16 protein-coding genes are annotated in these 12724 nt (G+C 32.5%); 15 read left to right on the top strand and 1 reads right to left on the bottom strand.

Annotation, left to right across the window (positions count from 1 at the left end):
• Positions 1 to 46: 46 nt before the first annotated feature.
• The 9 genes from LG330_RS11160 (at position 47) to LG330_RS11120 (ending at position 4875) form a co-directional block, all read left to right on the top strand.
• Positions 47 to 247, top strand: coding sequence for a helix-turn-helix domain-containing protein (locus tag LG330_RS11160; RefSeq protein WP_404403843.1), 201 nt, complete (start codon positions 47 to 49; stop codon positions 245 to 247).
• 16 nt (positions 248 to 263) lie between these two features.
• Positions 264 to 632: a hypothetical protein gene (locus LG330_RS11155; RefSeq protein WP_404403841.1), complete on the top strand. Its 369-nt coding sequence runs from the start codon at positions 264 to 266 to the stop codon at positions 630 to 632.
• 406 nt (positions 633 to 1038) lie between these two features.
• Positions 1039 to 1497 (top strand): type II toxin-antitoxin system PemK/MazF family toxin, encoded by a 459-nt coding sequence (locus LG330_RS11150; protein WP_404403839.1) that lies wholly within the window; start codon positions 1039 to 1041, stop codon positions 1495 to 1497.
• Positions 1498 to 1782: 285 nt separating this feature from the next.
• A complete protein-coding gene (locus LG330_RS11145; RefSeq protein WP_404403837.1) occupies positions 1783 to 2028 on the top strand; it encodes a hypothetical protein in 246 nt (81 codons plus the stop codon).
• Between the two features lie 72 nt (positions 2029 to 2100).
• A complete protein-coding gene (locus LG330_RS11140) occupies positions 2101 to 2466 on the top strand; it encodes a DUF2513 domain-containing protein (RefSeq protein WP_404403835.1) in 366 nt (121 codons plus the stop codon).
• 24 nt (positions 2467 to 2490) lie between these two features.
• Entirely contained in the window at positions 2491 to 3300 is an 810-nt protein-coding gene (locus LG330_RS11135) for a hypothetical protein (protein WP_404403833.1), read from the top strand.
• The gene (locus tag LG330_RS11130; RefSeq protein ID WP_404403831.1) at positions 3293 to 3574 is read left to right on the top strand and encodes a YjcQ family protein; all 282 of its coding nucleotides are present in this window, start codon (positions 3293 to 3295) and stop codon (positions 3572 to 3574) included. Before LG330_RS11135 ends, LG330_RS11130 begins: the two co-directional genes overlap by 8 nt.
• A 20-nt stretch (positions 3575 to 3594) precedes the next feature.
• Positions 3595 to 4296, top strand: a complete 702-nt coding sequence (locus LG330_RS11125; protein ID WP_404403829.1) for a hypothetical protein — start codon at positions 3595 to 3597, stop codon at positions 4294 to 4296.
• Between the two features lie 192 nt (positions 4297 to 4488).
• Entirely contained in the window at positions 4489 to 4875 is a 387-nt protein-coding gene (locus LG330_RS11120) for a phBC6A51 family helix-turn-helix protein (RefSeq protein ID WP_404403827.1), read from the top strand.
• A gap of 7 nt (positions 4876 to 4882) precedes the next feature.
• Here LG330_RS11120 and LG330_RS11115 read toward each other — a convergent pair whose 3' ends face one another.
• Positions 4883 to 5716 carry a tyrosine-type recombinase/integrase gene (locus tag LG330_RS11115; RefSeq protein WP_404403825.1) on the bottom strand — a complete coding sequence of 278 codons (834 nt, stop codon included), beginning with the start codon at positions 5714 to 5716 and terminating at the stop codon, positions 4883 to 4885.
• Between the two features lie 1111 nt (positions 5717 to 6827).
• Here LG330_RS11115 and LG330_RS11110 point away from each other — a divergent pair.
• From LG330_RS11110 to LG330_RS11085, 6 genes are all read left to right on the top strand, one after another.
• The gene (locus LG330_RS11110) at positions 6828 to 7088 is read left to right on the top strand and encodes a hypothetical protein (protein ID WP_404403823.1); all 261 of its coding nucleotides are present in this window, start codon (positions 6828 to 6830) and stop codon (positions 7086 to 7088) included.
• A gap of 183 nt (positions 7089 to 7271) precedes the next feature.
• Positions 7272 to 8840 carry a phage terminase large subunit gene (gene terL, locus LG330_RS11105; RefSeq protein ID WP_404403821.1) on the top strand — a complete coding sequence of 523 codons (1569 nt, stop codon included), beginning with the start codon at positions 7272 to 7274 and terminating at the stop codon, positions 8838 to 8840.
• Positions 8841 to 8855: 15 nt separating this feature from the next.
• A complete protein-coding gene (locus LG330_RS11100) occupies positions 8856 to 10226 on the top strand; it encodes a phage portal protein (RefSeq protein WP_404403819.1) in 1371 nt (456 codons plus the stop codon).
• On the top strand, positions 10223 to 11128 hold the full coding sequence (locus LG330_RS11095) for a phage minor capsid protein (RefSeq protein WP_404403817.1): 906 nt from the start codon (positions 10223 to 10225) through the stop codon (positions 11126 to 11128). Before LG330_RS11100 ends, LG330_RS11095 begins: the two co-directional genes overlap by 4 nt.
• A 72-nt stretch (positions 11129 to 11200) precedes the next feature.
• On the top strand, positions 11201 to 11737 hold the full coding sequence (locus LG330_RS11090; RefSeq protein WP_404403815.1) for a hypothetical protein: 537 nt from the start codon (positions 11201 to 11203) through the stop codon (positions 11735 to 11737).
• A 101-nt stretch (positions 11738 to 11838) separates the two neighbouring features.
• Positions 11839 to 12705, top strand: a complete 867-nt coding sequence (locus LG330_RS11085; RefSeq protein ID WP_404403813.1) for a phage major capsid protein — start codon at positions 11839 to 11841, stop codon at positions 12703 to 12705.
• Positions 12706 to 12724 lie beyond the last annotated feature (19 nt).

Below are 12724 nucleotides of genomic sequence, written 5' to 3'. Positions count from 1 at the left end.
AGTGTAATATTTTATTACACATTTACACCCCCGAAAGTTACCCCGAATGGAAGTGATAGAGATGACAGGAAAGCAACTTAAGATGCTGAGAGTCACAATAGGAATGAAACAATCAGAGTTGGCTAGGCTTCTAAAGGTTAGTCAAACTCTCATTTCATTAATTGAAAACGGTCAACGAGTAATGACCGATAAGCAAATTGAACAAGTAAACAAGATTTTTAAGATCAGATATAGATTTTTCAAATAAAAAAGGTGGAATAATGATGGGATATTTTGATTTTGATGAAGATGACCAAATCATTGAGGCATTGGATGTTGGTGAGCTTAAGCAGCTTGTATATAATGAATCCTTTAATGCTGCAAGGAAAGCTAATGAGCAGTTGTTTAAAGGAATGATTAAATACATTGATAGGCTTCAGGAGGATATCCTGACACTGTTAAATCAAGTTGATTATTTAAAACTGGCTCAACAAGGTGAAATGCCGAAAGAAGTAAAAGAGGAAAAGGGATTTCAACTGAATCAGATTGCTGATGAAAATAATCTAACAAGTTTATATGAGAGTTTAGACGATGGATTAAAAACTACCATTTCAGATGCATTTAAAAAAGCAGCAGGGAGTAAACAACTATGATTAAAAATAATTTTCCTTATGTGAGCAATACAAAATATAAAAACTTATTATCAAATCATGTTGATGGAGAATGTACTTGAACAAATTTATGGAGATTTTCCTACATGTGAAGATCATGATGTGAAAGAATATATAAAGTAGATAGTGGAGAAGAAAAAGTGTCAATGATTATTTTAGTTTGGTATGGTTGAGTGTATAGTGAGTGAGAATATTCATATAAAATAGTAAAATATGAGGAAATACCTCCTGTCTTGTCGTATAATTGATGAGATCGGAGGTGTGAGAAATTAAAAAATATGATGAATTAGAAGAATTAAATCAAAAGTCTAAAGACATTTTAATTAATCGAACAATCAAGGTAATAAATACTTTAAAGAAATCAGATTTCAAAAAGTATGATGGAATATTGAATTTTATATCTGAAAATATTAGACTTACCTATACTTCAGAGCAATTGAACAATCAAAGACCTAAATCTGGTAAAGATAAAAATAAACATCCTGTTAAACCAATCAGGGGACAAATTTACAGTGCTTATTTAGGTGAAAATTTGGGAAGTGAATTGAGTGGAGAGCATCCTGTAATTATACTTCAGAATTCAGCAGGAAACTTATTTTCACAAAAAGTAAATGTCTTACCGATTGAAGGTGATGGAAATATAGTGAAAGAGCCATATCAGATGAGAATAGTAAGTGATGATTTGGAAGACGGGGTTAAATTAACAAAAAACCCATCTCGAATCATTCTTTCTGATGTAATGACTATTGATAAAGCTAGGTTAGGGTTAAAAGTTGGTATGGTTAAAAAAGAAAAAATGAAAGAAGTAAGTAAAAGTTTAATTTCTCAGTTATCACTTGACATTTAGTGTTTAACAAGTTATATTGTAATTACTTAAATATCTAGTCTCTTTTGAGACATGACTTCTTAAATGAAGTATTTCTAAGAGAGTCAGTAATGACTCTCTTTCTACATTTATTAGAATATAAATTATTTTACAACATATAATAACGTATACAGTTTTATCTAGCCTAATGGCATGACCTTTGATTATTGAAGGTATTTTCTAACTGTATCATGACCTCCTCGTTAATTCGAGCGAGGTCATTTTGTTGTATATGGCTTTTTATTTTTTCTAAAAGGGGTGATAACAATGACACTTACACACATACCAGAAGTTGACCATTTATTCGCTGTGTCTGCTTTTGAGAAGGATGTATATAAATTTATTTACGGCACATTTAATGGAATCACAAACAATGGACAGAATTATGATCCGGTTATTGATGATGAAAAAATTTATGATTTAGTGAAGTATGAGTACGGTATTTCAATAGAAGATGCTCACAATATTTATAGAAAAGTGGAGAATGCTGTAGCTGACTTTTTATTGAGTTAAAATGATTTTAGTACATATGTTCCTGTTTGATGTTATAATTAGAATTATCAGACAGGGAGGTACATGGTTATTATGGAAAGAAATGTGGAATTGCTCAAGAAAATTTTACTGTACATAGAACTAGATCAACAGCCCGACAAGTTAAAATATAACATTACAATTGATAATTATGATAGTAAGGTAATTTCATATCATATTAAATTATTAGTTGAGGCAGGTTTTCTTGAAGGAAAAGATCTGGGCTTCGATATTTATTTATGGGGTGCTAAAAGCTTAACCAATAGTGGGCATGACTTCCTAGATGCTATTAGGAATGATACTATTTGGAATAAAACTCAAGATGAAATAAAGCGGCAAGGGATGAATTTAAAAAACATACCACTAGATATGGTTAAAGCCTTAATGATTCAAGTTGGTAAACAGATGTTTGGTTTATAATAAAAATATTCTTGAGGTGGTAAAGTGTATTCTAACTCAGCATTAGACATAATTCAAAAGCAAATAAATAAATTTGATAAGTTGAACAGAATTCATCGAAGTCACTTTGAAAAACAAATGGCTACACCTTTGAAAGCTTTGGAAAATGAGAAGAGAAAGTTAGATGCCATACAAGCTTTTATGACAAGTGGGATTCAAACTATAAACGAGTTTGAACAGCTATTAGGCGAGATTGAATATCCACCTATGCCTAATTTGAGAATGTCGGATATGGAATTATTAATTGATGAAATTAAAAAGTGCGTTGATGATGAACAAGTAATTGAGTTACTTGATGGTTTTATCTTAAGTCGATACACCTATAGATATGTTGAAATGAAATTATCTATATGGAGTCATTATACTTGGTTAGGAAAAAGAATCGAGATTTTAAGGCAGATAGTTGAAGGTCACAAAAATAAATTGTATTTCTTATCAGTACCAGTGATATACCCTCAAATCGAAGGAATGTTAGCTGATACATTTCCTGACATCAGAAATGGCAAGGATGAATTTAAAACAAAACAACTGAAAGATACATTTGAAAGGGTTTTAAGTTGTCATTCAGATACATTAGATAATAATTGGGACAGATATTATAAGGAAAAGCTCTTAAGTCAATTTAAACATGATGATCCAATAGATCATTTAAGTAGACATGCTATGATGCATGGCAAGTTTTATGAGTATGGTACAGAGTTAAACTCTATAAAAAGTATTATTATACTAGATTACATTTTAACTAAGATTGATGCCTTTCATAAACTAAAAAAGGATGAATCAGAAAATGAATAAGCAAAAACTTAGATATGCGATCTTAAAAGAATTTGACAATGGAAATAAAAACATATCCGATGCTGATTTTCCGGTTGAACAAAATGAGTTTGACGAAGCTGTTAGGTTTCTTGGAAGAGAAGGTTATATTCGAGGTGTGGGTTATGCAGATAACAGACCATATTTTCTTCAAGCAGTTCATGTAACTGAAAAAGGTGAGAAGTATTTGAGTGAGAATAGTGCATGGAGTAAAGTGTATAAAGGAATTAAAGAGATTAAGGGATTTATAAAGTAGTCATCTAACGAGGTGAATTCATGGACACTTTATTGGGTTTTATTTCAGGTGCTGCAGTCTCTATTGGTGCAGTAGTAGTTTACTTAAAAGTTTTTTTACAAAAGATGGTTGAGAGTAAATTAACTAAAGGTATAAACGAACATAAAAACAAACTAGAAGCTGTTACAGAAGAAATTAAACATGGTTATCAGAAAGAGATACATAATTGGTCAATGTACAATACAAAGAAGCATGAGATATATCCTACCTATTATAAAAGAATACTGAAATTTCATCAGAATTTAACCAGCGATCCAACCCGACATTTTGAACAAGTATTAGGTATTAATGAAGAAGAAGATATTAATTTTGCTGAGAGATACATGATAGACCCAAAGGTAATTAAACAAATTTATGAGAATGATTCAGATTATGTAGATAGAATGATGAAAATTGAATTTTTAATCCAGCAATATGAATTTGAACAACTCAGTAAAGAGTTTAATTCTTTAATAAGTGATTTAGAACAAGATGAATTATATTTTTCAAATAAAGTGTTTAGTATCACTAGAAAGATTATAGATAATTTAAATAAACTGATGATAAATAAAGAAATAGCTGTTTATCAAATACAGAATCGAACTGGTTTTAAAGGTGAAGAAAATAAAATTGGTGGAGATTTGCTTAATGGTTTTGCAGCATTAAAAAACTACATGAGTAATGAAATGCAAACAGGTAATTAACGCTCAATAGTTGGGTGTTTTTTATTATAATTTCCGTTCTTGATAATGTAATTAAAATTCTTTATAAAGTATCAAATAGAGTAGAGAATAAAAGTAATTGCGTTATGAATAAGGGAAATTAAAAATTTAAAGCAACATCGGACAAATGGAAACACCATGAAAAATTTGGATATATAGTAGGAGGTGAAATAAATGCTAAGAGAAAATCAAATTAAAGCAATTGAGCTAATAGTTCACGGCAATAAAACTGTTACGGCAATTGCTGAAGAAGTAGGGGTAAGTCGAAAAACATTCTATGAGTGGATGAAGAAGCAAGAATTCAGAGATATGTTAAATGAAATGACTGAATTGAAAAGTGAATTCCTGAGAGAAGCAGTTAAAGGAAATGTTGAAGAATATATTGATTCATTGGAGCAGATCAGAAAAACGACTAAAAATGATATGGCTAGATACCACACAACAACTACTCTTTTAAATTATGCTGGTTGGCTTCAGAATCAGAAACAAGAAATCAGTATTAATAAAGAAGATAAAGAAGAAAAGAATGTTATGTTAGATATGCTCAATGAAAAAGAATAAAGCAGCATTAAGAGTTAAATACTCTCGACACTGCCTCTGCCATCTCTTTTGCCGTTGGATTGGAGTAACGTCTAGTTGTATTAATATCAGTGTGACCAGCAAGTGAAGCGACTGTAACTAAATCTACATTATTTCTAGTCAATGTAGAACAAAAAGTATGTCTCAATTCATGCGGATGAATTTCATATTTGTTAAGCATATGCTGAACTGTTCTAATTGAAATTCTTTTATTTCTACTGGATATAAACAAAGCTTCACAATCATCTGTACGCTGATCTAAGTAGCGTTTTATATACTTATATTGCTTGCTGTCCATATATACATAACGCTCTGATTTGTTCTTTGAGTCAGTGATATGAATAGTGTAAACACCTTTCTTAAAGGTTATGTTGTCTTTATTTAAAGCAACTAATTCTGAAATACGGACACCTGAAAATAATAAGAAATCAAATAAAGCAAGGTCACGTTCTCTATTTGGATTAGATTTATTGTTAGCAATTGATAAGCGGATTGATTGCCATTCAGCTTCTTCAAGTCCTTTAGCTTCCTGTTTGCTGATATGCTTAGTCTTAATCTTGCTAATGTCATATACAGCTTCAGACTGCTTCGTGAAGTGACAGTAGGAACTGATAGCTGCAAACATTCTATTTGTAGTAGTAGCAGCATACTTCTTATTCAGTTCATTTACATACTGTTGAACTAACACTTCATTTAGGTTGCTCATGCTGTAACCTTTATCAGCTACATACTTATCGAATAACTGAAGGTCACGCTTATAATTCTTAATAGTATTACTGCTGGCTTCTTTCTTTTCGAGATGTTGAATGAATTGTTCAATCACGTGAATCACTCCTTATAATTAGTTATACGCAATGTAGACTGATAAAAGATAAGCGGTTAGATACTGATACTATGTATTGAGTATCTTTATTTTACATATATAATTGCGTATAAGTCAAGTTATACGCAATTATAATTAATTCGATTTCAATTTAAATTTTAAAAATGCGATTTTGTTTTTGAGATTAAAATACTTGAAGCTTTATTGTTCAGCTTAGTTGAGCAGTGCGAATGAGAATAAAATGAGGGAATACTTTTCAATTGTCTATTTGGATTCAGGATCACAATTATAAACGTAGTTTGCATCTGAATTATCAATTTCAGTTTTGATTTATGAGTGCAGATCAACCAGCACAGAAGAATACGTATGAATATAACTGCTGTGTAATTGAATAGCAGTAGCATCTGATTACAACTTAGTATTAACTCCTAAGTATCTTAGCTGATTCATATGGAGTTATGTCATTAGCTGTTCAGGATGGTGAGGGGGGAGAGGGTGACTGTTGAAGAGAAGGAGAGTGACTGCTTAACTGCTGCCACTGGTACAGCCATACATGATGAAGGATAGTATATCTATTGTGCCTATGGTCAGTCAGGTGTAGCAGGAGTGAGAGCATTTAGTGTACTGATAGTGAAGCACTAACATAGTGAAGAGTGATAAGCGTTAAGTAAGGTGAATGAAGCAAGTGATTAAAGGTTGTTTGATTAAATTCAGATAACCTTTTTCACTGGTGCTTATAAAAGTAGAGTTGGTATTATTTTTGGCTTAAATGCAAAGGAAGGTTAGGGAACAGAGGTCATTTTACTTTGAATACCCCCCACCCACTTTTTAGAATTAAAATACCCCACGCACTACAACCTAAAAATTTCTATCCTATTTTCACGATTTGAATATTTAAACTGCATTCCTTCATATCTACCAAAACTCAACATTCATCTGTTATATCTCTACAAATTGAATTTTTACTCGATTTAATCAACTTTTAAGCGGTTTTATTCAATCAGAATATAAATACTCCACCATCTTATTTAAACAGTCAGAATCGCTTCATTTACTTATAAATCTATATCAATACACATCTAATTTAAAAACTAAAGGAGAGCACAGCCCCATGCAAATTATAGATCATCTTTGGAAAGTTTCACCGTCACATTATGCATTATATATTGATGACCGCAAGCTAATGAAATCTATTGAGCGGTACTACTTCAAGAAGGGCTTCACTGTTCATGCTACTTATCATTATCTACAAGGAAAATTAAAAGCTACTCAATATGCAGTACCAGTTGAACATTTAAACGCTGCTAAAAGATTAGCGAGAAAAAATATTTCAATCAATAAGAAATTATCAGTAACAAATTTAGCAAGTTAAAAAAAGATGTGTATTTAAGCGCTTTTGAACTGAATCATTAGATTCTCAAATTTAGAGTATAAACACTCTACTGATTAAATTAAACCTTCAGAATCTAATCATACAGTTCAAATAATATCAAATACACACACTTTTGATTAATGGAAGGAGGACAATAATATAAACACGAAAGAAAAAGAATTAATGTTGAAGCACCTGAAGTTGCATTTCACTGATGAACAGATCAGAGAAATCATTCAAAATTATCCACTGACAGGCAAAAACAGTGTCAGAAAAATGCTGGCAGAAATTGATTTAACCTATTTTGCTCAAGCTTATTTTCCAAAGTATTTTGCAAAGCCATTTTGTGATTTTCATACTTCATTGATGAGTGAATTAAATTGGCTCATTGAGAATGAAGGAAAGAGAATGGCAGTTGGTGTCCCTAGAGGATATGGGAAATCAACGCTCTCATCATTTTTATTCCCCTTATATATTCTTCTGTACAAAAAACTTCAATTTATTCTGCTAGTTTCAGCTACTGAAGATACAGCCATTCCATTTCTACAAATGATTAAAGATGAATTGGTTTCAAACGATGCCATTCTTTCTGACTTTGGAAAAATGAAATCATCTGAAAAGTGGGCTGCAAATGAAATCTGGTTAAAGAATGACACGTGTTTAACTGTTCGGGGAATTGATGGTTCTATTCGTGGGATCAGATATAAGGAACATAGAGCACAGTTAATCCTATGTGATGATTTGATAAAAGATAAAGTTGCTGAATCTGATTCAGCCAGAGAAAAGTTAAGTAATACATATAAAGATTCGTTACTGAATGCAGGTGATGAACATTCACGTGTATTAGTAGTGGGAACAATTTTACATAATGAAGATATAGTGGCTGAGCTACTTAATCCAGAAACCACAGGGTATAAGAAATTATTTTTTCAATCCGTTTTACAATGGGCCAGAAGAACAGACCTTTGGGAAGAATGGAGAAAACTTTATACATCGCTTGAAGACAAAGAACGTGAAGCTACTGCTCACGCTTTTTTTATTGCCAATAAGGATGAAATGTTAGAAGGAACTGAAGTCTTATGGAATGAAAAATTTAATTATTATCACTTGATGAAAAAACTTGTTGATGATGGTGAATCCTCCTTCTACAAAGAAATGATGTGTCAGCCTAGAGGATTAGATGAGTATGTATTCCAATCATTAAGCTATTGGGACAAGCTACCTGATTTTGAAGAATGTAATTTAGTTATGTTTGTTGATCCTGCAATGGGTAAGAAGAAAGGTGATTTCTCTGCCATAACAATTATGGCAAAGCATAAAGTCACTAATTATAAGTATGTGATTGATGGCTCTATCCAGCGGATTCCACCAGATCAGTTATTAGATTTAATTGTTCAGAAGGTGAAGCAATATGAAGATTTAGAAGTATTAGCTTTTGAATCAACTCTCTTTCAGGAATATCTGCTAGAAGAGTTGAAGAAAAAGTTAGTAAAAAATGAAATTTTTCATGTGAGAACATTACCGATTAAACCACGTTCAAATAAAGAAGTTAGAATCATGCAGCTTCAGCCAGATGTAGCAAACGGTATTTTAAAATTTAATCGAGATAACATGATTTACAATTCTCAGGTTAAAGATTGGAATATGAACGCAAGGCATGATGACGCTGTTGATTCATGTCAGGGAGCATGGCAGATTATCGAAAAAATTAAGAAACCAAAGAAGATACAACCAAAACCATCATGGCTATAAATCTATTTGAAAGGGGTGAGACAAATTACAGAAATTAATTTTAAGAGTAAAAGACACCAAGAGTATTTGCGGAATTGGAACATATTTATGAATGATCCTGATTTTAAACGGACTCGCAATAAATATATTGCTGTCCCACTGGCGAAAGAAATGGTGGAGCTATACAGAGACTTATCTTTTAAAGATAATATCCGTGCTGAAGTAGCTAATAATGAACCTGCCGATTCTGCTGTTGATAGAATGATTTATGAAAATGAATTTGATTCAATGTTATCTGAAATGGCAATTACAGTAGCTGCTAAAGGTGGAGCGGTATTTAAAAACTATTTGAATAACGGTAAATCTGAAATTACATATGTGCAGCCTGATTATTATTTTCCTCAGATTGATCCATACAATCAAAGAAAACTACTCAGTGAAACTATTGCTTTTCCTGTAACTGAAGGTGATGAGCAGTTTTTATTTAAAGAAACTTATGCTAAAAGAGATGATGGGTACTACTGGTGCACAATGTCCAAAAGTTATTATGCTGATGATGGATCAGGTGCTGAAATTGAATCAGAAGAGGTTAATACTTTTCTTACAGAGTCACCTTTGACATATGTTCCATTTTCTAGAAGGAATGGTGAATTCTTTGGTTATTCAATGTTCACTGGTATGGAGAATTTACTGGAGGAATACAATTGGCGAGTATCACAGATCAGTAAGATTCTTGACAAACATTCCAACCCTTCAATCATTGGTTCAGAAACATTGTTAGATGCTCAATATCAATTTAGTAAGAGTGAAGACTCTTCATTATTCCTGCCAACAGATAAAGACGAAGTGAAACCAGAATATATGAGTTTTGAAAGTAAGCTACAAGCGAACTTTGATTACATTGAAAACGTGCTAATGAAATCTATTTACCTTGTTTCTCCGTTTAATCCTTCTCTATATGGACTATCCAAAGAAGCTTCTGCAGCCTCTGCAAGGTCAATTAAAATAAAATCTTTCCGTACACAAAATACAATTGAAAATTCTCTTTTATATTGGAAACGTGCTATCAAGAAAGTATTATTTATTGCTCAGCAATTAGAGGTGATTGGAGGAAATGAAAATTATACTCCTGCACTTCCTAAAATAGATATTTATGTATCTATGCCAAAGGATAAGTTTGAAGAAGCACAAGAAGAACAGCTAAAAGTTTCTGCTGGAATTACTGCTATTAAATCTTCAATTGGTAGAATGAATCCTCATTATACTTCTCAGCAAGTTGAGGAAGAGTATTTAATGATTCTGCAGGAACAAGCTGAATCGACTAATTCATCTTTCTTAAATGATTCAATGTTTTCCACTTCAAATAATGAAGATGTTGAAGAAGGTGAAGAAGGTGAGACTGAATGAGCATTGAGGAACTAGATGAAGAGGCACAAGAGTTAATCAATGAATACACATTAGCCTATGCTTTTGTTCTCTCGCAAATCTTTTGGATGATTGATAAAGGTGGAGGGAAGTCATTTGAAGATAGAGCAATTGACCGAATTCAAAACAGGTTAACGAGACTGAATAATACTGTTAAAAGGTTTATTGATAAGCAAATCAGCGAATATTATTTCTCGTCATTATCTGATATTGATAAAAAAGCAAGCAGCCTAAAAGGTATTGTTTCAATGGATGATTCTTTTTCAATGATCCATAAACAAGCGCTGAAACAGGCTCAGAATGATCTATTCAATGATCTAGCTAGAAACACAATTTACATGAATGAGGATGCAAAGAAAGTTATCAGGGAAGCCAGTAAAACTATTTTAACTGACATGATTGAATCAGGTGAATCTTATAAAACGATTAAGAAGAAACTGAAAGATGATATTGCAGCTAAAGGTATCACTTCATTTGTAGATGCTTCAAAGAGGCGTTGGAAGATTGATAAGTATGTCGATATGGCTGTCAGAACAAAATCACGCATTATTCATAACACAGGTACTTTAAATAGACTTGCTGAATATCGTGAGCGTTATTCTGATAATGAAAATTTTGACTTGATTCAAATATCAAATCATAGTGCTTCTGATTGGTGTAGACACTTTGAAGATAAGGTGTTTTCAATTAGCGGTAACAGCAAGAAATATCCACCGTTAAGCAGTCTGCCTAACTATGGTTATAATACACTTCACCCCGGATGTAAGCATTTATTTTTATCCTATATGCCAGCATTTCAAGGTGAGGGGAAATCAGCAAGTAACAAATATTTAAATAACAATATCAAAGAACTAAATAAGCAAGATTATCATTCACGCAAATAATACATTTGGGTGTTTTTATTTTGCCAAAAATCTCGTCACAAAAGACGTAAAAATGACGAAAGGATGATAGCAATGTCAGAAGAAATTAAAGATACCAATACAGAGGAAGTAACTAATACTGAAAGCACTTCTGCTAATTCGTCAACTGAAGACGTTAAAAACGATCAACAAGCAGATAAAACTATTCCATATTCAAGATTCAAAGAGGTTAATGATAATTACAAATCATTAAAAGATAAGCTAGAAGAAATTGAAAATCAGAAAGCTACAGATGATTTAGAAGCTAAGAAAAAAGCAGGAGAATATAAAGAATTATATGACTCTCTGCAGGATGAACATGAGCCACTAAAGAATCAAGTTTCAGAATATAAACAGTTTTTCAGTGATCTACTTGAATCTAAATTAGCAACTGTACCAGATGATTTTAAAGAGTTAATTCCTGAGAATTTATCAGATACAGCAAAGCTGAAATGGATTGAGAACGCTTCTTCAAAAGGGTTGTTTAATAAAGTGACAGCTGAGTCATTTGGCAACAAGGGTGCTAATCCTTCTACTGAGTCACCTGTAAAACAGACAGCTTACATTAAAGGATTATCACGCAAGTTTTAATTTTCAATCACAACTGAATACGTTTCAAAATTTCAGTCACTCAAAATGGGTGGCTTTTTTAAATGCAAAAAATTACAAAACGAAAAGGATGATTTATTATTATGGCAACTTTAAAAGCAAACGCACAAGGACTAATCCCAACGGAACTATCAAACGAAATTGTAAAGGGAGTACAAAGCGGATCAACTGTAATGCAACTTTCTAAACTTGAGCCAATGACAGCACCAACGAAGAAGATTTCTGTACTAAATGGACTGTCAGCATACTTTGTAGACGAAGGACAGAAAATTAACAGTGATGATGCTCAATTTGATTTCGTAACTCTTGAAACTAAAAAACTAGCTGTTATTGTACCATTCTCAAATGAACTGGTTAATAACTCAATTGTAGATGTATTTGAAGAGATTAAACCTGAAATTGAGACTCAGCTTTACCGCAAGTTTGACCATGAAGCGATTAATGGAACTAGCTCAATGTATGCTAAATCTCTTCTTGGTGTGGTTAATGGCACTGGTAAAGCGGTAACTATTGGAGATACTGCACAAGGGCTACACGATGACTTCTCAGACACTATGGGTCTAGTAGAAGAAGATGGTTATGAAGTTAATGGATTCGTTACATATAACGGTATGAAAAATAAGCTACGCAAACTGAAAGATAATCAAGGAACTCCACTTTATGTACCTTCAGTTACTCAGTCTGCTGGCGGTGAGTTATACGGTCAGCCTGTGGGATATTCATTTGGAGTTGACAAAACTGCTACTGAAGCAATTACAGGTGACTTCCGTTATTCAGTAGTTGGTGTTCGTGGAGATATCGAGTACAAGCTACTTGAGGAAGCTACTGTAGGAAATGTAAATCTTGCAGAACAGGATATGGTAGCGTTACGAGTAGTTATGCATGTTGCTTATGCTGTAACTAAAGATGATGCATTTGCAGCACTTAAGCCAGCTGTAGTTACACCATAATTTAACCTTACATAAGTTT

Source organism: Jeotgalibacillus malaysiensis (genome assembly GCF_044789845.1).
Classification (GTDB): domain Bacteria; phylum Bacillota; class Bacilli; order Bacillales; family Jeotgalibacillaceae; genus Jeotgalibacillus; species Jeotgalibacillus malaysiensis_A.
This window is presented reverse-complemented; position numbering and strand designations above follow the sequence as displayed.

What these genes read in the sequence shown, in the direction of transcription:
- LG330_RS11085 (WP_404403813.1), top strand. Translation starts at nt 11,839, where the DNA reads ATGGCAACTTTAAAAGCAAACGCACAAGGACTAATCCCAACGGAACTA.
- LG330_RS11140 (WP_404403835.1), top strand. Translation starts at nt 2,101, where the DNA reads ATGGAAAGAAATGTGGAATTGCTCAAGAAAATTTTACTGTACATAGAA.
- LG330_RS11145 (WP_404403837.1), top strand. Translation starts at nt 1,783, where the DNA reads ATGACACTTACACACATACCAGAAGTTGACCATTTATTCGCTGTGTCT.
- LG330_RS11130 (WP_404403831.1), top strand. Translation starts at nt 3,293, where the DNA reads ATGAATAAGCAAAAACTTAGATATGCGATCTTAAAAGAATTTGACAAT.
- terL (WP_404403821.1), top strand. Translation starts at nt 7,272, where the DNA reads ATGTTGAAGCACCTGAAGTTGCATTTCACTGATGAACAGATCAGAGAA.
- LG330_RS11155 (WP_404403841.1), top strand. Translation starts at nt 264, where the DNA reads ATGGGATATTTTGATTTTGATGAAGATGACCAAATCATTGAGGCATTG.
- LG330_RS11125 (WP_404403829.1), top strand. Translation starts at nt 3,595, where the DNA reads ATGGACACTTTATTGGGTTTTATTTCAGGTGCTGCAGTCTCTATTGGT.
- LG330_RS11160 (WP_404403843.1), top strand. Translation starts at nt 47, where the DNA reads ATGGAAGTGATAGAGATGACAGGAAAGCAACTTAAGATGCTGAGAGTC.
- LG330_RS11095 (WP_404403817.1), top strand. Translation starts at nt 10,223, where the DNA reads ATGAGCATTGAGGAACTAGATGAAGAGGCACAAGAGTTAATCAATGAA.
- LG330_RS11110 (WP_404403823.1), top strand. Translation starts at nt 6,828, where the DNA reads ATGCAAATTATAGATCATCTTTGGAAAGTTTCACCGTCACATTATGCA.
- LG330_RS11090 (WP_404403815.1), top strand. Translation starts at nt 11,201, where the DNA reads ATGTCAGAAGAAATTAAAGATACCAATACAGAGGAAGTAACTAATACT.
- LG330_RS11120 (WP_404403827.1), top strand. Translation starts at nt 4,489, where the DNA reads ATGCTAAGAGAAAATCAAATTAAAGCAATTGAGCTAATAGTTCACGGC.